A 20,649-nucleotide genomic window follows, 5' to 3' on the forward strand; every position below is an offset into this window, starting at 1 on the left:
CGGCGGGCAGGTCAGGGACGCCAGGCCGCGACCAGCTCGTCGGGGCCCCAGACGACGTCGACGGCGCCGGCCGGAAGGTCGGCGCCGGAGCGGGTGACCGCGAGCAGGCCGGTGGTCGCGGGGGCGAAGCCCGGGACTTGGCGGGCGCCTTCCCGTAACTCCGACGCGAGGGACTGCTCGGTCAGCCATGGCAGCTCGTCGAGCACAACGACGCAGGGCTGATCGGGAAGCGCGCCGGCGAGGCTGGGACTCCTGGATCGGAGGTGGACGGGCGGGGGTAACGTGCCGCTCGTGATGGGCGGGGGTGGCGACGGGTCGCCGGCGGCGGTGGCGGCGGGTGAGCTGATCGTGTGCGAGAGTCTGGTGCGCATCTATCAGACCGGGCCGATCGAGGTGCAGGCGCTGCAAGGGCTGGATCTGGCGGTCAACCAGGGCGAGATGATCGCCGTGGTGGGGGCCTCGGGGTCGGGGAAGTCGACGCTCTTGTCGATTCTGGCCGGGATCGACGCGCCCACCGCCGGCAGCGCCCGGGTGGGGGAGTGGGATCTGCTCGCCATGTCGCGGGCCGACCGGGTGCGGTATAGGCGGCACACCGTGGGGTTCGTGCGGCAGCAGACGGCCAGCAACCTCGTGCCCTATCTGACCGCTGAGCAGATGGTCGACCTGCCGATGACCGCCGCCCGTACGCCCAAGGGGGTGCGCCGCAAGCGGGCCGCCGACCTGCTCGGCATGCTCGGGATCGCGGACTGCGCGGGGCGCCGGCCGGGGCAGCTCTCCGGTGGGCAGCAGCAGCGGGTGGCCATCGCCGCCGCCCTGGCCAACGAGCCGCGGGTGCTGTTCGCCGACGAGCCGACCGGTGAGCTCGACACCGCCACCTCGGCCGAGGTCTTCGGGGCGCTGCGCGAGGTGAACCGGGAGCTGGGGGTGACCGTCGTCGTGGTCACGCACGACGCCGCCGTGAGCGGGCAGGTCGAGCGGACCGTGGCCATCCGGGACGGGCGGACCAGCAGTGAGGTGCTGCGCCGCACGGCCACCGCCGACGACGGTGGCACCCACGTCATTGCTGAGGAGTACGCCGTGATGGACCGCGCCGGGCGCATTCAGGTGCCCCGCGACTACCGGGAGGCGCTGGCCCTGACCCGCCGGGTGCGGCTGGCCCTGGAACCGGACCACGTCACGATCCGGCCCGACGCGTGAGCGCGCCGATGCTGCGGGTTCAGGGGGTGCGGCGGACCTTCGGTCAGGGGCCGGGCGCGGTCCACGCGCTGCGGGACGTCTCGTTCGAGGTCGAGCCGGGCACCATGGTGGCGCTGGTCGGCCGGTCCGGCTCGGGCAAGACCACGCTGCTCAACGTGATCGGCGGGCTCGACCGGGCCGACGCCGGGTCGGTCGCCGTGGACGGGGTCGACGTCAGCTCGCTCGACGAGGACGGGCTGTCGCGGTTGCGGCGCGAGCGGGTCTCGTACGTCTTTCAGACCTTCGGTCTCATCCCGGTTCTGTCGGCGGCCGAGAACGTGGCCGTGCCGCTGCGGCTGGCCGGCGCCGAGCGCGCCGACCGGGAACGCCGTGTCGCCCTGCTGCTCGACCTGGTCGGGCTGGCCGGGCACGCGAAGCAGCGGCCGGGCGAGCTCTCCGGTGGGCAGCAGCAGCGGGTCGCCATCGCCCGCGCGCTGGCCGCCTCGCCCCGGCTGCTCATCGCCGACGAGCCGACCGGGCAGCTCGACGCCGAGACCGGGTTGTCGGTCATGGCGCTGCTGCGCGGCGTCGTGGAGTCCGAGGGCGTCACGGCGCTGGTCTCCACCCACGATCCGGTGATGATGGAGCTGGCCGACCGGGTCATCCGGATCGCCGACGGCCGGGTCGAGGCCGATCCTTGCTGAGCCTGCTCCTCCGCCGCGCCCGCGCCCAATGGTCACTTCTCCTGTCGCTGCTCGCGGTCCTCACCGTCGGGGCGACGTTCCTCGGCACCTGTGCGCTGCTCGTCACCCGTACCTCGGACCGGGCCTTCGAAGTGGCCGTCCGCGACGACCCGGAGGCGGCCGAGGTGGTCGCCTACACGGCCACCATCGCGGCCGGCGACGCCGCCTCGGTCGCCGTGGACACCCGCCGGGTGCTGGTCTCGGCGGTCGCCCCGTTCGAGGTGACGACGGCTGCCCGCGCGTCGTCGGTGATGCGGGCCCTGCCCGGTGGGGGCGACCGGGAGGCGTACCTGTCGGGAATTGAAGATCTTGACTCGCGGGCCTCGCTCGTCAGCGGCGGCTGGCCGAGGAAGGGCCAGGCGGCCGTGCTGGAGAGCACCGCGCGGCTGCTCGGACTGAGCGTGGGCAGCCGCGTGACCCTCGGCGAGGAACTGGGCGTGGGCGGGGCGCCGCCGGTCACGGTGACCGTGTCCGGGATCGTCCGGCCGCTGCCGGGTGGCGGCTGGGACCGCGACCCGTTGCGCGGCAAGGGATTCGACGCCGATCCGCCGAACGCCACCTCGGCTCGCAAGGTGCAGGCGTACGGGCCGTTCATCGTCGGCCTCGACGCGTTGCTCACCAGCGGGTCGGCCATCGAGCGCCTGGAGATCGTCGCCCATCCCGACCTGTCCGCCCCGAACACCCGCGACCTGAACGCCATCGCGTCGACGCTGGGCGAGGCCGACCGCCGGCTCTCGGGAGCCCTGGCCGACCGGGTGCAGATCGAGCGCGTGTCGTCCCCGCTGCCGCAGACTCTGGCCGATGCCCGCGCCCAGCAACGGCTGACGACGGCGGCGGTGCTGGCGCTCACTCTGATCGGCGTTCTTCTGACGGCCATCGCGCTCACGCTGGCCGGTCGGCTTGCGGCTTCCAGTCGTACGGAGGAAGCCTCGCTCCTGTCGGCCATGGGCACCGGCCGTGGCCAGTTCGCCGTCGTCGCCGCCGCCGAAGCGCTCGCCCTGGCCGGGCTGGCCGCCCTCCTGTCGATACCGGCCTCGTCGGCCCTGCACTCCCTGCTCACCCGGGTGCCGCCGCTGTCCGCCGCCGGGCTCACGACCGGCCCCGCCGTGACCCTGGCGCAGCTGCTGGCCGTCGGCGCCGGCGTACTGCTGCTCGCCATCCTGTTGGTGGGCCTGGCGATCCGCCCGGCGGCCGCTGTCGGCGACCGCCGGGGCCGGCGCGAGCTGTTGGCCCGCTCCGGCGCCGACGTCCTGCTGGCCGCCCTCGCGGCGGTCGGCTGGTGGCAGCTGCGGGCCCAGCCGCCGGACGCCGGATCGCGCGCCGACGTGGTCCGCGTCGTCGCGCCCGCTCTGCTGCTCACCGCGGGCGCCGCGCTCGCCCTGCGGCTGCTGCCGCCGGTCCTGCGGTACGCCGAACGCCTCGCCGACCGGTCCCGCGGCCTCGTCCTGCCGCTGGCCGTGGTGCAGGCGGCCCGGCGCCGGCAGGCCTTCGCGGCCGGGCTGCTCATCGCGCTCGGCTGCGGGGCGGCCACCTTCGGCCTCGCCTACGACGCCACCTGGCGCGCCTCCCAGCACGACCAGGCCGACGTGGCGGTCGGCACCGACGCCGTCGTCACGCTCGACGGGCCGGCCACCCCCGGCCAGGGCGCGGCGGTGGCCGCGGCGGCCGGTGGAACGGTCAGCCCGGTCACCCGCGGCCCCGTCGTCATCGGCCAGTCGGCGGGCGGGCCCACCGCCGTACCGCAGCTCCTCGCCCTTGACCTGACCCACGCGCGGGAACTGCTGCGCGGGCGGGCGACAGTGAGCGCGGGTCTCGCGCCCGGTTCGAGGGCGGACGGCCTGGCCGTGCCCGCGAAGGCCGTTCCGGCCCTGGCCGGGCGCGGCCCGCTGCCCGTCGTGCCGCGGCTGGTCTTCGAGGACGGCACCGGTCTGCGGACCGCCTGCACCGGGCCGGAGACCCCGCTCGACGGCCGGGCCCATCGGCTCGCCGGCTGCGCCCCGGCGGCGGCGGCCCGGCTGGTCGCGGTCGCCCTGCAGCCGGTGGGGGTGGCCGACGAGGCCGAAGGGGCCGTCGAGGCCACCCTCACCGTTCCCGGCGCCACCGGGCCGTCGTCCTGGACGGCGCATCAAGCCGCGCAGCTCGCCTCGCCGGCCGTCACCGTCACCGGCGATCGGGTGCGGCTGCGGGCGGTCGTGCAGTTCGCCGATCCGTACGACGGCGCCCGTCAGCTTGTCGCCTCGTCCTTCCCCGATCCGCGGGAGGTGCCGGTGGCCGTCTCCCAGCGGTTGGCCGACGACCTGCACGCCGGGCCCGGCAGCACGCTGAGCCTCAGCTACGGCAACACGCCCGTCCCGGCCCGAGTCACCGAGGTGATCCCCACCGTGCCGTCCGCGCCGGGCGCCCCCGCCGTCCTCGCCGACCTCGACCTGCTGTCCCGGGCCCTGATCAGCCACGGCGACCTGGAATCCCCGGTCACCGCCTGGTGGATCGGCGATCCGGCCCGGACGAGCACCCTCGAAGCCCTCGGCCTGGGCCCGGTCACCACCCGGGCCGGCGAGGCCGCCCGCCTCACCGGAAGCCCGGTCCGCGCCGCCCAGCCGGCGGCCATGCGGCTGCTGGTGGCCGCCGCTGTCGTGCTCCTGCTCGGCGGGGTGCTGCTGCACGTCGCCTCCGACCTGCGCGACCGGGCCCTCGAGGTGGCCCGGCTGCGCGGCCTCGGCGTGTCCCGCCGGGAGATCCGGGCGGCGCTGTTCGGCGAGCACGCCGGCGTCATCCTGCCGCTGCTGCTGTGCGGGGCGGCCGTGGGCGCGCTCGCGACGTGGGGAGTGGCGCCCCTGATGATCCGTTCCGACACGGGCGCGCAGCCGGTGCCCGCGGCCGCCGCCCACTGGCCGTGGGGCCGCGAGGCCCTGCTGCTCGGATTCCTGACCGTCGCGGCCGGGATCGTCGTCACCGTCACGGTCGCCGTGCAGGCCCGCCGGGCCGACGCGGCCCACCTCCGGGTCGCGTCGTGAAGCCGCTGTCGTTGCACTGGCCCAGCATCCGGGGCCGCGCCCGCGCCGACCTCGGGCCGCTGCTGCTGATGGCGGCCGTCGTGGCCGCGGTCAGTCTGCTCGCCGCCGCGGTGCCGCCGCTGCTGCGCGCCACCGAGGACGACACCTTCCGCGAGACCATCGGAGAGGCCAAGGACCGGGCCGCCGTACGGGCGCAGGCCCCCTGGGCGAGCAACTACGCGATGGGCGACGGCTACCAGCGTGAGCCGGCCCTCGCCACGTACCTGGCCTTCCTTCCCCGCGCGGCCAAGGCGCAACTCGGCACCCAGCTGGCCGTCCTCGATCCGCCGGTCACCACCGTCACCAGCGTGCCGCTGGCCATCACGACCGGCTCGGCCCCGCGAACCCTGCGGCTCGGCTACGTGCGCGCCGACGAGAGCGACGGCCCGGCCACCACGTGGGTGTCCGGTGGTCCGCCCGGTCCCACGGCCAAGGGCGAGGTGGTGATCCAGCCCGGCGCGCCCTGGGACGTCCAGATCGGACTGTCGGAGACGGAGGCGCGGATCATGGGCGCCCGGCCCGGCGATCGGCTCCGGGTCAAGGACGAGCAGGGCACGTTCTACGCCGTACGGGTGAGTGGAGTGTTCCGACCGGCCGACCCGGCCGATCCGGCCTGGCGTCAACTGCCCTGGATGCTCGAGCCGGTCGGCTCCAGCTTCGGCGGCCTGCTCTCGCCCGACTCCCTGCCCGACGCCCGTCTCGCGTTTCCGGCGGACACGCTCGACCGTACGGTCACCTTCACCCCCGCCGCCGGCAAGGTGACCCGCGACTCGGCCCGATCGCTGGCGGCGGCCGTCGCGACGCTGAAGGCCACCTCGGCCGGGATCGGGGCGGGCGACGAGAACCCGCGCTGGGACAGCGGGCTCGACAGCGTGGTGGCCGAGGTGGAGACCCGGATCAAGGCGGCCACCGCCCAGGCGACGGTGTTGCTGCTGGCCGTGCTGGCCGGCGCGGCCCTGGTGCTGCTGTCGACGGCCGAGCTGCTGACCCGGCGGCGGTTGGCGGCCCTGACCGCCTACCGGGAACGCGGCGGCGCGCTGCCCGACCTCGCGACCGAACTGCTGGTGGAGTCGGTGGCGGTGGCGGGGCCCGCGGCTGCGGCCGGTGTCGTGCTGGCCTTGGTGCTGGCGGGTGGCGCCGCGCTGCCGTGGGTGGTGCCGGTCGCGCTGGCCGGGATTCTGGCCGGGCCGGCCCTGGGCGCCGTCGCGGCGGCCCGGGCCACCCGCGACCGGCGGGTGCCGGCCAACCGTTCGGCGCGCCTGTGGGTGCGCCGCACGGCCCAGCTGCGCCGGGCCGCGGTCGACGTGGCGGTGGTGCTCGCGGGCGGGGGTGCGCTGATCGCCTTGCGCCAGCGGGGACTCGGCACCGGGGGCGACCAGGTGCTGCCGGCGGCGGCGCCGGTCCTGGGTGTGCTGGCGGCCGCGCTGTTGCTGTTCCGCCTGCTGCCGTGGGCGACCCGGGCGCTGCTCGCGGCCACGCTGCGCGGGCGGTCGGCGCTGCCGGTCTTCGGGGCGGCCCGGGCCGCCGCTTCGTCGTCCCGTCTGCTGCCGGGCCTGACGTTGGTGACGGTCGTGGGCTTGGCGTCGTTCGCGTTCGTGCTCTCGTCGACGGTCAGCGGCGGGCTGGCCGACGGCGCGTGGCGCAGCGTGGGCGCCGACGCCCGCTTCGACATCGCACCCTCCCCAGGCGCACCCTCCCCAGGCGCACCCTCCCCAGGCGCGGGCTCCCAGGGTGCGGGTTCCCGGCCCGCCGAGGCGGTCCGGCGGATCGCGGCGGCGCCCGGGGTGGAGCAGACGGTCGCGGCCCGGATCACCGATGCTCAAGTCGTTGCCGACGGGCTGGCCGGCAGCCCCCGGCTGGTGATCGTCGACGCGGCGGCCTACCAGCGATTGCTGGCGAGCACGCCGCTACCGGATGCGCCCGGCCTGGCGCGGCTCACCGGCGGAGGGGGCATCCCGGCGCTTTACAGCGGGGTCCCGGCCGGCTCGCCCGTCGATCTGAGGCGGGACGGCACCTCCGCCCTGACCGTCACCGCGGTCGGCCCGGCGCCGGCCGTCGGTGACGCCACGGACGTGATCGTCATCGACACCGCCGCCGCGGCCGCCGCCGGCCTGAACACCACGCCGACCACGATCTGGGTGACCGGCCCCGGCGCGGCGAAAGCGGTCCGCGACGCCGGCGACGAGGGAACCGCGGTGGTCCGCGCCGACCTGCTGGACGACCGCGCGACCGCGCCGTTGACCTCCGGCCTGAGGCAGCTGACCTACGCGTCGGCGGCGGCGCTGCTGGCCCTGGCGGTGCTGGGTCTCGCCGTGGGCGCGGCCGCCGACGCCCCGGCCCGCTGGGAGACCCTGGCCCGGCTGCGCACCCTGGGCCTGCGCGCCCGCGACACCCGGCGCGTGGCCGCGGGCGAGCTCCTGCCGCTGGTGGTCTTCGCCGCGCTCTGCGGCCCACTGCTGGGTTTCCTGTTCGCCCGTCTCACCCTGGGCCCGCTGGCCCTGAACCTGCTCACCGGCCAGGTCACAAACCCGTTGGTGGTGGTCCCGTGGCCGGCCGCCGCCGTGGTGGCCGCCGTGCTGCTCGCCGCCCTGACCGCGGTGATCACGGCGGAGGCCACCCTCCGGCGTCGCCGCCGCCTGGGCGACGTCCTCCGCGCCGGCGGCGGCTGAGGCGCCGAGGGCTCGGTGGTCGACAACGGGGCGGGTGAGGGCCGACTCGGGGTTGCTCACCGGCCGCGCGGGGGGCGTCTGCGCGCTGGGCTCCGGTGGGACCTCCTCGTGTGTACGGCACGCGGTTCGGCCGTCCGGCGGGAACTCGCCGAGGTCGCGGTGTGGGATCGCCTCCGGCGCGCTGGGGGCCCGGTCAGTTCGTGACGGTCAGCAGGATGGCCACGCCGACGCCGGCGACGATCAGGCCGCCCAGGAAGAACACCGGGATGGTGACGGTCATCAGGCTCAGGTCGCCGTCGTTGGCCTCCACCGCGTCGGCGTGACGGCCCGGGGTGAAGATCGTGCGGCCCCGGCGGATCAGGGTGCCGTTCTCGAGGCGGCCCAGAGCGAACACCGGCCCGCCCGTGGGCAGGCGGATCTCCCGTACGGTCACGCTGTCGCCCCTTTTGAGGGACTCCGCCATGCTCGCCGGGATCCACGGTGGCGGCACGGAGTGGCGTTTGTGGACGTACTCCCGCGTGGTGTTCTCGGCGGCGCGGGAACCCGCGAAAACGGCCGGGTCGATCGGGACGCGGCCGCCGGTGTCGGCCAGCGTGGGGCGGCCAGGGGTGCGGTCCACGTCCGTACGCCAGGTCAGCTCGCCGTCGCTGTCGCCCGCTCGGTGGCAGGTGGCACTCACGTCGAACCACGCGCACCCGGCGCCGCTCAATGGGGCCGTCTGGTGGCCGGCGGGGCCGCACTCGACGAAGCCTTCGGCGGCGACCCGGCCGGGGCGCCAGGCGGCGATCGGGGTCGGCGGGGTTTGCCTGAGCAGGCGCCGTAACCGCAGGTCGCCCAGGCTGATCAGGGCGAACAGGCCGGACACGACGGCCATGCCCAGGCCGATCACGATCACGATGGCGGCGGCGGTGGCCATGCGGGCAAGGTAGCGATGCCGGTCAATCGCAGACCTTTACTTTCGTCGATATGAGTCATAGGTTGCTCGGAACGGACCAAAGTTTTGACACTTCTGAAAAAAGTCCGTAACCGCATCCCCTCTTTCGACTCGTGGACCCCCGGCCGAGGCCGGGGACGGCGGAGGACGCGCATGGAAGACAACGTTGTCAATCTAGACGAGCAGCCCCAGCTCCGGCGCCGGTCGCTTCTGGCCGCGGCGGGGGTCCTCGGGCTCACCGGCGGGGCGGTCGCGGTGGCGACCACGACCCGGGGCGAACCGGCGAAGGCCGCGGCCGGGGTGACCCGGAAGATCACCATCTACGCGGAGGCGTTGCCGGGCAACCAGTTCGGCTACGGCCTGACGCCGGGTGGGGCGACGATCCCGGGGCCGATTCTCGAGATGTACGAAGGGGACACGCTCGAGATCACCCTGGTCAACACCACCAACCAGCGGCTGAGCATTCATCCGCACGGCGTCGACTACAGCACCGACTCGGACGGGGCGCCGTTCAACGCCTCGTACAACGAACCCGGCCAGACCCGCACCTACGTGTGGCGCTCGCACGAGATGACCGCCACCAGCGGGCGGCGGTTCATGCCGGGCAGCGCCGGCTACTGGCACTACCACGATCACGCCATGGGCACCGACCACGGCACCGGCGGGCTCATCCGGGGACTGTACGGCGCGCTGATCGTGCGCCGGCGCGGCGACATCCTGCCCGACAAGCAGGTCACCGTCGTCTTCAACGACATGCAGATCAACAACAAGGTCGCGCCCAACACGCCGATGTTCGAGGCCAACCTGGGCCAGCGGGTGGAGTGGATCGCCATCGGGCACGGCAACTTCTTCCACACGTTCCACCTGCACGCGCACCGCTGGGCCGACAACCGCACCGGCATGCTCGAGGGCCCGTCCGACCCGAGCCAGGTGATCGACAACAAGGACCTCAACCCGGGCAGCTCGTTCGGGTTCCAGGTGCTGGCCGGTGAGGCCGTGGGGCCGGGCGCGTGGATGTACCACTGCCACGTCCAGAACCACTCGGACGCCGGCATGGCCGGGATCTTCCTGGTCCGCAACGCCGACGGCAGCATGCCGCCCGGCGCCCAGGAGGCGATCGACCGGTTCCAGGGCCACCAGCACAAGGCGGCCACCGCGCAAGCCCACGTACACGGAGGGAGTGGGTCATGAGACAAGTCGTAGCCGCGGCGATGGCCGCGCTACTAACCATCGGGGGCGCGCCGCCGAAAGAGGCGGCGGCCGCCGAACCGGCCAAACCCAAGGTTCTCGTCTTCTCGGGCGCGGCCGCCGCGCAGCAGGACCCGGTCGTCAAGGCGACGGCCACCATCAAGGAACTCGGCGCCGCTCAGGGGCTCGAGGTGACGGCCAGCACCGACGCGGCCGACTTCAACGCGGACGACCTGGCGGCGTACCGTGCGGTGGTCTTCCTGTCGGCCGACGGCGTCGCCCTGAACGCCGGGCAGGAGGCGGCCCTGAAGAGCTTCGTCAACGCCGGGGGCGGCTTCCTCGGCGTCGGCGACGCGGCCCGCGCCCAGCTCGACTCGACCTGGTTCACCGGCCTGATCGGCACCCGGCCGGCCGGCTCGATCCCGGTGGCCCATCCGGTGGCCAAGGTGAGCGCCAGCGGGGAGAACCCGCCCAACGAGATCAGCTCCAAGCTCACCGACGGCGACGCCAACACCAAGTGGCTGACCCGCACCGCGACCGGCTGGGTGGTCTACGAGCTGGCGAGCCCGGCCAAGATCACCGGGTACGCGCTGACCTCGGCCAACGACTTCGACGGCCGCGACCCCAGGGACTGGACGCTGCAGGGCTCGGCCGACGGCTCGGCCTGGACCGACCTGGACCGCCGCACGGGGCAGACCTTCCCCGAGCGCTTCCAGACCCGCCGCTTCGGCATCGCGAACCCGGCCGACTTCACGTTCTACCGGCTGAACATCACCGCCAACAGCGGCGAGCCGCTGATCCAGCTGGCCGACCTGCGGCTGTTCACCGGCACCACCGAGACGCCGGCCCCGCCGGCCGTGAACCGGGCCGTGGTCGACATCCTCGACCGCCAGCATCCGGCCACGAAGGACCTGCCGCTGACCGTGGCGCGCGACGACCGGTGGAACAACTGGGATCCGAACCCGATCGGCACCGTGCACACGGTGGCCCAGGTCGAGGAGCGGCACTACAACCCGGGTCTGGGCGCGAACGGCCCGTTCCACCCGATCTCCTGGTGCCGTGACTACGACGGCGGCCGCTCCTTCTACACCGGGATGGGCCACACCGAGGGCAGCTACGGCGAGGACGCGTTCCGCAAGCACCTGACCGGCGCGCTCGGCTGGACCAGCGGCATCGTCCGCGGCGACTGCCAGGCCACCATCGCGTCGAACTACAAGGTGGAGCGGCTGACCGCGGCCAACAAGACCGGCGAGCTCGACCAGATCGGCGAGCCGCACGGCCTGACCATCACGCCCGACGGCACGGTGTTCTACGTCGGCAAGGCGGCCTGCCCGAGCGGGCCGGTGGTCAGCTGGGACGACCCCAACGTGGGCCTGGGCTGCGGCACCATCCACTCCTGGGACCCGGGCACCAAGCAGGTGAAGCTGCTGACCACGCTGCCCGTGATGGGCAACCGGGGCAGCGGCGACGAGCTGGTCAAGAACGAGGAGGGCCTGCTCGGCATCGTGCCCGACCCGAAGTTCGCCGAGAACGGCTGGCTGTACGTGTACTGGATGCCGCACGCCTCGATCGACCGGCAGAAGCGGATCGGGCAGCGCACGATCTCGCGCTTCACGTATGACAAGGCCGCCCAGACGATCGACCAGAGCACCCGCAAGGACCTGCTCCAGTGGCCGGTGCAGATTCACAGCTGCTGCCACGCGGGCGGCGGCATGGCCTTCGACGCCAAGGGCAACCTGTACGTCGGCTCCGGCGACAGCAACTCGTCGGGCGGTTCGGACGGTTACTCGGGCAACAACTGGACCCAGGCGTACGAGGGTCTGTCGTTCCAGGACGCGCGGCGTACCGCCGGCAACACGAACGACCTCAACGGCAAGATCATCCGGATTCACCCGGAGGCCGACGGCACGTACACCGTCCCGTCGGGCAACCTCTTCCCGCCCGGCACCGAGAAGACCCGGCCCGAGATCTACGTGATGGGCGTGCGCAACATCGCCCGCCTGCAGATCGACCCGGAGAAGCAGTGGCTGACCGCCGGCTGGGTCGGCCCGGACGCCTCGGCGCCGAGCCCGGAGCTGGGCCCGGCCAAGTACGAGACGGCCACCATCATCACCGAGGCCGGCAACCATGGCTGGCCGTACTGCATGGGCGACAAGCAGCCGTACCGGGACCGCAGCAACACCGACGCCAAGGTCCTGACCGGCTGGTACGACTGTGACCACCCGAAGAACGAGTCGCCGCGCAACACCGGCCTGACCGATCTGCCGCCCATCAAGAACAACATGATCTGGTACTCGCCGGACGGCGGCGGCCCGGTCTTCCCGGCCCGCGACGCCAGTGGCGTGCCGAGCTACAAGGCGGCCGAGGCCACGTACACCCAGCCGTATCTGCGGGGTGGCGGCCAGGCCGTGATGTCGGGCCCGACGTACCACCGCAATCTTGTCACCGCGAACAGCACCGTCGCCTGGCCGTCGTACTGGAACGACAAGTGGCTCATCGGCGACCAGTCGAACTCGGCCAACCGGGTCGCGGTCACCGTCGACCCGGCCGGTGTGCCGCAGCAGAAGCCGCCGGCGTTCGGCGAGTCGCTGCGGGCCATCATCCCGGCCGGCGGCGGCGCCAACCAGCTCCAGTCCTGGATGGACGCCAAGTTCGGCCCGGACGGCGCGCTCTACATGCTCGACTACGCGGGTGGTTTCTTCAGCCTGCACCCCAACCAGAAGCTGATCCGGATCACCTACCAGGGCGGCGCGCCGACGCCCGCGCCGACCGCGACCGCCGTGGCCGTGCAGGACAAGCCGCTGACGTACGCCTTCTCCGGCTCCCGTTCGGGCGGTCTTTCCTACAAGTGGACGTTCGGCGACGGTGGCACCTCGACCGAGGCCAACCCCCGGCACACGTACGCCCGGGTCGGCACCTACGAGGCGACGCTGGTCATCACCTACGCCGGCGGGCAGACCGCGACCGTCAAGACGACTGTCACGGTGGGATGCGCGGTGGCGGACCCGGCCACGACCGTACGGCTGGACGCTGTCGACTCGGGTGTGCCGAACCGCGTCGTCGGCAACGGCTGCACCGTCGACGACCTCATCGACGACGAGAGCACGTGGGCTTCGCACGACGCCTTCGTCCGGCACGTCACCGAGGTCACCTCGCGCCTGACCGGCGACAAGGTGCTCAGCTCCCGGGAGGCCGGCGCGCTGACCAGGGCGGCCGCGTCGTCGCCGATCGGCAAGGAGGGTCACACCGGCTACGTCTCGCTGTACAACGGCACGCCGGAGTCGCTGCGGGACTGGGCGCAGGCGCCGACCGGGCAGTTCGCGATCCAGCCGGACGGGTCGCTGCGGCCCAGCGGCGGGCTCGGAATGCTGTACTACACCAAGCCGTTCAAGGACTTCTCGCTGACGCTGCAGTTCCGTGACGTCGCACCCGGCGACGCCCGGGGCAACAGCGGAGTCTTCACGAGGTTCCCCGACCCGCGGATCCCGCTCGACCAGAGACCGGCCGACAGCTGCGGCACGGTCGGCTCGGCCCGCACGTCGCAGGCCTGGGTGGCCATCTATTGCGGCCACGAGGTGCAGATCTACGACGGCGAGACCGGCGAGCCGCAGAAGACCGGCTCCATCTACAACTTCGACGTCAACCCGCTCTCGGCGGCCGGCGTCACGGCGAAGAACGTGTGGAACCGGTACGAGATCAAGGTCGTCGGCCAGCACTACACGATCATCCGCAACGGCAAGGTCATCAACGAGTTCGACAACACCCCCGGCAAGCAGTCCTCGCGTGCCGGTGACCCGCCGACCGACCTCCGGCAGTTCGCCGAGGGCCTGATCGGCCTGCAGAACCACAGCGACACCGACCTGGTCGACTTCCGCGACATCCGGGTGCGTGCTCTATGAAACGGCTTCTCCTGATCCTGGCCGCCCTGATGCTTCTGGCCCCGGCCGCTCCGGCGGCCGCGGCGCAGACGCTGACCTGGACGGCCGGCGACAGCATCACCGCCTACCGGTCGGCCCCGGCGCAGGCCGCGGCCGGTCAGACCACCATCGTGTTCGAGAACAGCGCGGCCACCGGCAACACCACCGGGATGCCGCACACGCTGACCTTCGACACGTCCACCGAGGGTTACAACCACGACGTCACGCTGAACATCCTGGCCAACCCGTTCGACGCCAACAACGGCCGCCACGAGGCGACCGTGACCCTGACCCCGGGGCGCTACCGCTACTTCTGCTCGATCCCCGGGCACAGCTCGATGGTCGGCGAGCTCGTGGTGACCGACGGCGGCTCCGAGCCGGACACGACGCCGCCGGCCGTGGCCGCCCAGGCGGCCGGAAACCGGGACGGCGACGGCAACTACATCGGCACGGCGACCGTCACGGTCACCGCGTCCGACAGCGGGTCGGGCGTCGACACCGTCGAGTACGCCCTCGACAGCGCCGCGTTCCAGCCCTACACCGCGCCGGTCGCGGTGACCGCCGCCGGCGCGCACACGGTCCGCTACCGGGCCACCGACAAGTCGGGCAACGTGTCGGCCGCCGGGTCGCTGGCTTTCACGGTCGTGGCGCCCGAACCCGACGAGGACACGACGCCGCCGACGGTCACCGCGCAACTCGCGGGGGACCGCGACGGTGACGGCAACTACGTGGGGACGGCCACCGCCACGCTCACGGCCACCGACGCCGACTCGGGGGTGGCCCGGATCGAGTACTCCCTCGACGGGGCGGCCTTCACGGCGTACACCGGTCCGGTCGTCGTCAGCACGCCCGGCATGCACATGCTGCACTTCCGGGCGACCGACAACGCCGGCAACACCTCGGCCGAGCAGATGTCGCACTTCACGGTGGTGGGCCGCGACACCACGGCGCCCACGGTGACGATCGCGGTCGACAACCAGCCGGGCGTGGCCACGGTGACGGTCAGCTCTTCCGAGCCGGGAACGATCCAGTATCAGCTCGACAGCGGGGCCTGGACGGCCTACGCGGCGCCGCTGCGGATCACCGGGCTCGGCGCGCACACCGTACGGGCGAAGGCCACCGACGCCGCCGGCAACACGTCGGCCGAGAAGTCGCAGACGTTCACGGTGATCGGCTCCGGGACGGGCGAGTGCCCGGTACCGGACACCCGCGCCACCGTGATCATCGACGGTGACGACACCGGCGTTCCCAACGCCTTGCTGAGCAACGGCTGCACCGTCAACGATCTGGTCGCCGAGCACGGCGACTACGCCGACCACGCCGCCTTCGTGCGGCACGTCGAGACCGTCACCGCCGCGCTCGTCACCGGCGGCACCCTCACCAAACGGCAGCAGGGCACGATCGTCCGCGCGGCCGCCCGTTCGGACATCGGATCATGAAGGGGAACTCCGTGAAACGCTATCTGGCCGCCCTCACCGCCGGTCTCACCCTCAGCCTGGTCGCCGCCGCCCCGGCCGACGCCGCCCTGACCACCTACTGCGTCGGCACCGGCGGCGCGGTCACCGTCCCCAACGACCTCTACGTGCCGGCCGGCGAGTCCTGCGCGCTCACCGGAACCATCGTCACCGGCAACGTCAGCGTGGCCGCCGGCGGCAACCTGGTCGTCACCGGCGGCCAGTTCGCCGGCGACGTCCGCATCGCCGGCAACGGCTACTTCGACGCCTCGGACACCACGGTCGCCGGCCCGGTCGTGCTGGCCGCCGGCGGCTACGGCGTCTACCTCAAGGACGCCGCGAGCGGCGCGGTGACCGTGCGGGCCAAGGGCACCACCACCGTCGACAGTTTCCTGTTCGTCGAGGGCTCCTCGGTCACGGGCAGTGTCAACGTCCAAGCCGGAGAGGTACGCCTGGACGACGGCACCGAGGTCTCGGGCAACGTCAGCAGCACCGGCACGTACTACACCGATCTGCACGACTCGTTCGTCGACGGCACGCTCTCGGTGCTCAACAGCGCCACCGGCAGCGTCGTCTGCGGCAGCTCGGTGCGGGGCAAGGCCACCTTCGCCGGCAACCTCGGCGGCGTGCAGCTCGGCCCGAACGGCCCGCTCGACTCCTGCGCCTCGGGCGGCTTCTGGGGCAAGGACGTGAGCGTCACCAGCACCACCGGCGGCGTCACGGTCGACGACAACATCATCGACGGCGTGCTGACCGCGACCGGCAACACGCCGGTGGCCCAGATCGCCGCCAACAACCGGATCCGCCGGGGCGTGGTCACCGACCCGCCCGCGGCGGCCGCGGCCCGCTCGGCGGCCCGCCCGGCCGCCCCGCGCCAGGACGACAGCGGCAAGGCCGAACAGCGGCGCGTCGACGCCGTCCAGGAGGCCACCGTCGCCGGTCCGGCGAATCTCTGATTCCCTGTCGCACCAACCGGCCCCGGACGTGCAGACGTCCGGGGCCGGCTCGTCTCCGGGGACCGGCGGGCTGCTGGCCGAGTCGGCCATCGGCGTCTTCCACGCCGACGTCGGCCGTGCTGGGCCCGGACCGTCTGCGCTTCAGCGTGACCGCGCCGGGCCGGGACAGCGTGCACTACCACCAGAACCTCACGGCGCTCGGCGACTACGCACGGCGGACGGGCACCTCGAACCGGGCCACGACACGGTACTCACCGACGCGTACCTGACCTTCAGTAACACCTCCGCAGAACCACCAGACTGTGCGCGGTCATCGGCACCGTGCCCTGCGCCTTGACGCCCGTGGAGGCCGCGAGCAGCGGGTCGGCGGTGTCGACGACGGTCTCCCAGCTCTGCCCGTACGCCGCGTCGGGCAGAGTGAACTCGACGTCCTCGGCCGCGGCGTTGAACAGCAGCAGGAACGAGTCGTCGACGATCCGGTCGCCCAGCGCGTCCGACTCCGGGATGGCCTCGCCGTTGAGGAAGACGATGATGGTGCGGGCCGCCCCGGCGCCCCAGTCCGGCTCGCCCATCGGGTCGCCGTCGCAGCGCAGCCAGGCGATGCCCGGCAGCTTCGACTCGCCGGCCGGTTCACCGGTGACGAACCGGCGCCGCCGGAAGATCGGATGGTCGGCGCGCAGCCGGGTCAGCCGCCGGGTGAAGACGGTCAGCACGTCGTAGTGCCGGGCCTGCGCCCAGTCGACCCAGCTGATCTCGTTGTCCTGGGCGTACACGTTGTTGTTGCCACCCTGCGTGCGGCCCAGCTCGTCGCCGTGCGCGACCATCGGCACACCCTGGCTCAGCAGCAGGGTGGCCAGGAAGTTGCGCTTCTGCCGCTCCCGCAGGGTGGTCACGGCGGCGTCGTCGGTGGGCCCCTCGGCCCCGCAGTTCCACGACCGGTTGTGACTCTCCCCGTCGCGGTTGGCCTCGCCGTTGGCGTCGTTGTGCTTCTCGTTGTACGACACCAGGTCGTGCAGTGTGAAGCCGTCGTGGGCGGTGACGAAGTTGATGGACGCGATCGGCCGCCGGCCGTCGATCTCGTACAGGTCGGAGCTGCCGGTGAACCGCGACGCGAACTCGCCCAGGCTGGCCGGCTCGCCCCGCCAGAAGTCACGGACGGAGTCGCGGTACTTGCCGTTCCACTCGGTCCAGTTGGGCGGGAACCCGCCGACCTGGTAGCCGCCGTCCCCGACGTCCCACGGCTCGGCGATGAGTCTGACCTGCGACACCACCGGGTCCTGGTTGACCAGGTCGAAGAACGCGGCCAGCCGGTCCACGGCGTGGAACTCGCGGGCCAGGGCGGCGGCGAGGTCGAACCGGAACCCGTCGACGTGCATCTCGGTCACCCAGTACCGCAGCGAGTCCATGAGCAGCCGCAGCGCCTCGTGGTGCCGGACGTTGAAACTGTTTCCCGTGCCCGTGGTGTCGTAGTAGTACTGCCGGTCGTCGTCCACCAGCCGGTAGTACGCCGGGTTGTCGATGCCCCGGAACGACAGCGTCGGCCCGAGATGGTTCCCCTCGGCGGTGTGGTTGTAGACCACGTCGAGGATGACCTCGATGCCGGCCTGGTGCAGCGCCTTCACCATCGACTTGAACTCCTGCACCTGCCCGCCGTGCCCACCGAACGAGGCGTAGCCGTTGTGCGGCGCGAAGAAGCCGATCGTGTTGTAACCCCAGTAGTTCGACAGCCCGCGCTCGATCAGCCCACTGTCGTGCACGAACTGGTGCACCGGCATCAACTCGACCGCCGTGACCCCCAGCTCCCGCAGATACTTGATCATCACCGGGTGGGCGAGCCCCGAATAGGTCCCCCGCACATCCTCCGGAATCCCCGGATGGCGCATGGTCATACCCTTCACATGCGCCTCGTAGATCACCGTCTGATGGAACGGAACCTTCAGGGGCCGGTCGTTCCCCCAGTCGAAGTACGGGTTGATGACCACGGACCGCTGCGCGAACGGCGCCGAATCGGTGTCGTTGAAGCCCTCCGGGTCACCGAACTTGTACGAGAACAGGGCCTCGTCCCACTCCACATCACCGTCGACAGCCTTCGCGTACGGGTCGAGCAGCAGCTTGGCCGGATTGCACCGAAGCCCGCTACCCGGGTCGTACGGCCCATGGACCCGATAGCCGTACCGTTGCCCCGGCACCACCCGCGGCAGATACCCGTGCCAGACGAACGCCTCTCGCTCCGGCAGGTCGACCCGGGTCTCACTCCCGTCCTCCCCGAACAGGCACAACTCGACCCGCTCGGCCACCTCCGAGAAGAGCGCGAAGTTCGTCCCGCCCCCGTCATAGGTAGCCCCCAACGGATACGGGTTACCAGGCCAGACCTTCATCGCTCTCCTCTTTCGCCGACGGACCCGGCCTGGCTACCCCCTCCCGAGCTGATCAAGCCTGCGCTCTTCCGCCACCAGGTCTTTCATCAAAGCGACGGCGAGCAGCAGCATGATGGCCGAGAATGGCAGCGCGATGACCACCGTCGCCTGCTGCAGCGCCTGGAGACCGCCGGCCAGCAGCAGCGTGGCCCCGGTGGCGCCGATCAGGACGCCCCACGCCACCACGAGCGGGCGGGCCGGGTGCAGGGCGCCGCGCGAGGTCAGCGAGGCCAGGACCAGGGAGGCCGAGTCGGCGCTGGTGATGAAGTACAGCGCCACCAGCAGCACCGCCAGGGCCGTCGTCACCGTGGCCGCCGGCAGGGCGTCCAAGAGGCCGAACAGGCCGTTCTCGGCGCCCTCGGCGACGTCGGCCACGATGTCGGCGGTGCCGGTGATCTGAGTACGCAGCGCGCTGCCACCCAGGACGGCGAACCAGACGGCACTCGCGCCGCTGGGGATCAGCAGCACACCCACGACGAACTGCCGTACGGTCCGGCCACGCGAGATCCGGGCGATGAACGTGCCGACGAACGGCGCCCAGGAGATCCACCACGCCCAGTAGAAGAGCGTCCAGGCGCCCATCCACGACGGATCCGAGAACGCCCCGGTCCGCGTCGACATGACCAGCAGCGAGTTCAGGTAGTCGCCGATCGAGGCCGGCAGCACCTCGAGCGCGTAGATGGTCGGCCCCAGCGCGAAGACGAACACCAGCAGCAGCACGGTCAGCCACACGTTGATCGTGGACAGCCATTTGACGCCGCGGTCGAGCCCGGACATCGCCGACACCAGGAAGGCCCCGATCAGCGAGGCGACGATGACCACTTCGACCGTACGGGTGTCCGGGATCCCGGCCACGATGTCGAGCCCGGCCGCGACCTGCAGGGCCCCGATACCCAGGCTGGTCGCCGACCCGAACACGGTGGCGAAGACCGCGACCAGGTCGATGATCCGCCCGGCCGCCCCGTCGGCGCGGTCGCCCAGCAGCGGCCGGAAAGCGGCCGAGAGCAGGTTGCCGCGTCCCCGGCGAAAGGTGGAGTACGCCAGGGCGAGCCCCGCCACCGCGTAGATGGCCCACGGATGCAGCGTCCAGTGGAACAGCGTGTACTGCATCGCCACCGAGGCCGCGTGCGGCGTCCCGGCCACCGCCCCCGACGCCGGCGGCGGCGACGCGTAATGCTGGATCGGCTCGGCGACCCCGTAGAACACCAGCCCGATGCCCATGCCGGCGCTGAACATCATGGCGACCCAGGCCAGGGTGGTGAACTCCGGCCGCTCGTCATCGGCCCCGAGCCGGACCCGCCCGAACCGCCCGGCCGCGATGACGAGCGCCAGCACGAGGAACGCGTCCGCCGCCAGAACGAAGAACCAGCCGAACGTACGAATGGTCCACCCGAGCCCGGCGTCACCGGCCCCGGCCACCGCGTCGGGCGCCACGACGGCCCACACCACCACCGCCAGCACCCCGGCCATCCCGGCCACCACCATCGTGCGATCAACCCGCGCCGGAGCCGCCCGCCGATCCACCTCACTCACCGAGCCAGTCTTCCAGGCGATTAGGCCGCAAAACGCCCTAATCGCTTTTACCGCGCCGGTGAAGCGCTACTGAAGGGGACGCCCGTCCGGACCGATCAGGTAACCGAACTGCGACAGCGAGCCGGCCCGATCGATCTCGTCCAACACCTCGGGCGCGAAACTGGCCATCGGCGCGGCGGAGGCCCGCTCACGCCACCCTCGCATCGGCACGGCCAGGTACTCCAGATCCACTTCGCCGTTCTCGGTGTGGAAGCCGCCGCCGCGCTCGAAGAGCAGAATCAGCGGCTCGAACGGCTCCGGCAACTCAGACGGCGGCGCGGACACCGCGGCCCAGTGCAAGAGGAGGGGAGCCACCCAGGTGATCGCGTTACGGGTCCCGTCGTCCACGCCGCGTACCACGGCCTCAACCACAGCCGGATCAGCGCGAACCGCGGGAGCCACACATTCCGCGATGTCGAAGAACGGCGTACGGGAATCGCAGTCGTACGCTTCGGCCCAGAGCGCCGCCCGCCGGAAGTACTCGCGCAGCAGCGCCGCCTTGGACCAGGACTTGTCGCCGTTGCGCTCGTAATTGACTGCCACCAGGCGGTCGGCCATGGCCTGGACTGA

13 protein-coding genes are annotated in these 20,649 nt (G+C 72.4%); 8 read left to right on the forward strand and 5 right to left on the reverse strand.

Going from position 1 to position 20,649, the window contains the following annotated elements; genetic code table 11:
* Positions 1–11: 11 nt before the first annotated feature.
* Positions 12–371 (reverse strand): hypothetical protein, encoded by a 360-nt coding sequence (locus tag ACGFJ7_RS22120; RefSeq protein ID WP_392643639.1) that lies wholly within the window; start codon positions 369–371, stop codon positions 12–14.
* Between ACGFJ7_RS22120 and ACGFJ7_RS22125 the strand changes: the two genes are divergently transcribed.
* Genes ACGFJ7_RS22125 through ACGFJ7_RS22140 form a run of 4 tightly spaced genes read left to right on the forward strand, consistent with a single transcriptional unit; the run spans position 295 to position 7,641 of the window.
* Positions 295–1,197, forward strand: a complete 903-nt coding sequence (locus tag ACGFJ7_RS22125) for an ABC transporter ATP-binding protein (RefSeq protein ID WP_360256624.1) — start codon at positions 295–297, stop codon at positions 1,195–1,197. The two genes, ACGFJ7_RS22120 and ACGFJ7_RS22125, sit on opposite strands and share 77 nt — an antisense overlap.
* A gap of 8 nt (positions 1,198–1,205) precedes the next feature.
* Positions 1,206–1,880, forward strand: a complete 675-nt coding sequence (locus ACGFJ7_RS22130; protein WP_360256519.1) for an ABC transporter ATP-binding protein — start codon at positions 1,206–1,208, stop codon at positions 1,878–1,880.
* Positions 1,874–4,933, forward strand: coding sequence for a permease (locus ACGFJ7_RS22135; RefSeq protein ID WP_392643478.1), 3,060 nt, complete (start codon positions 1,874–1,876; stop codon positions 4,931–4,933). Before ACGFJ7_RS22130 ends, ACGFJ7_RS22135 begins: the two co-directional genes overlap by 7 nt.
* Positions 4,930–7,641, forward strand: coding sequence for an FtsX-like permease family protein (locus ACGFJ7_RS22140; protein WP_392643480.1), 2,712 nt, complete (start codon positions 4,930–4,932; stop codon positions 7,639–7,641). Before ACGFJ7_RS22135 ends, ACGFJ7_RS22140 begins: the two co-directional genes overlap by 4 nt.
* 193 nt (positions 7,642–7,834) lie before the next feature.
* Here the strand turns inward: ACGFJ7_RS22140 and ACGFJ7_RS22145 are convergent, their stop codons facing one another.
* On the reverse strand, positions 7,835–8,557 hold the full coding sequence (locus ACGFJ7_RS22145) for a hypothetical protein (RefSeq protein WP_392643482.1): 723 nt from the start codon (positions 8,555–8,557) through the stop codon (positions 7,835–7,837).
* Between the two features lie 171 nt (positions 8,558–8,728).
* Here ACGFJ7_RS22145 and ACGFJ7_RS22150 point away from each other — a divergent pair, with 171 nt between their 5' ends.
* From ACGFJ7_RS22150 to ACGFJ7_RS22165, 4 genes are read left to right on the forward strand one after another with little or no spacing between them, the layout of a single operon-like run.
* Positions 8,729–9,766 carry a multicopper oxidase domain-containing protein gene (locus ACGFJ7_RS22150; protein ID WP_360256528.1) on the forward strand — a complete coding sequence of 346 codons (1,038 nt, stop codon included), beginning with the start codon at positions 8,729–8,731 and terminating at the stop codon, positions 9,764–9,766.
* A complete protein-coding gene (locus tag ACGFJ7_RS22155) occupies positions 9,763–13,662 on the forward strand; it encodes a ThuA domain-containing protein (RefSeq protein WP_392643484.1) in 3,900 nt (1,299 codons plus the stop codon). Before ACGFJ7_RS22150 ends, ACGFJ7_RS22155 begins: the two co-directional genes overlap by 4 nt.
* The gene (locus ACGFJ7_RS22160) at positions 13,659–15,119 is read left to right on the forward strand and encodes an OmpL47-type beta-barrel domain-containing protein (RefSeq protein ID WP_392643486.1); all 1,461 of its coding nucleotides are present in this window, start codon (positions 13,659–13,661) and stop codon (positions 15,117–15,119) included. Before ACGFJ7_RS22155 ends, ACGFJ7_RS22160 begins: the two co-directional genes overlap by 4 nt.
* 11 nt (positions 15,120–15,130) lie before the next feature.
* A complete protein-coding gene (locus ACGFJ7_RS22165) occupies positions 15,131–16,090 on the forward strand; it encodes a hypothetical protein (protein WP_392643488.1) in 960 nt (319 codons plus the stop codon).
* A gap of 272 nt (positions 16,091–16,362) precedes the next feature.
* On the opposite strand, the gene glgX is transcribed toward ACGFJ7_RS22165, so the two are convergent.
* From glgX to ACGFJ7_RS22180, 3 genes are all read right to left on the reverse strand, one after another.
* The gene (gene glgX / locus ACGFJ7_RS22170) at positions 16,363–18,468 is read right to left on the reverse strand and encodes a glycogen debranching protein GlgX (RefSeq protein WP_392643489.1); all 2,106 of its coding nucleotides are present in this window, start codon (positions 18,466–18,468) and stop codon (positions 16,363–16,365) included.
* 33 nt (positions 18,469–18,501) lie between these two features.
* Positions 18,502–20,040 carry a BCCT family transporter gene (locus ACGFJ7_RS22175; protein ID WP_392643491.1) on the reverse strand — a complete coding sequence of 513 codons (1,539 nt, stop codon included), beginning with the start codon at positions 20,038–20,040 and terminating at the stop codon, positions 18,502–18,504.
* A 66-nt stretch (positions 20,041–20,106) separates the two neighbouring features.
* A complete protein-coding gene (locus ACGFJ7_RS22180; protein WP_360256541.1) occupies positions 20,107–20,637 on the reverse strand; it encodes a hypothetical protein in 531 nt (176 codons plus the stop codon).
* Positions 20,638–20,649: the final 12 nt, after the last annotated feature.

Source organism: Actinoplanes sp. NPDC048988 (assembly GCF_043197815.1).
In the GTDB taxonomy this organism is placed as follows: domain Bacteria; phylum Actinomycetota; class Actinomycetes; order Mycobacteriales; family Micromonosporaceae; genus Actinoplanes.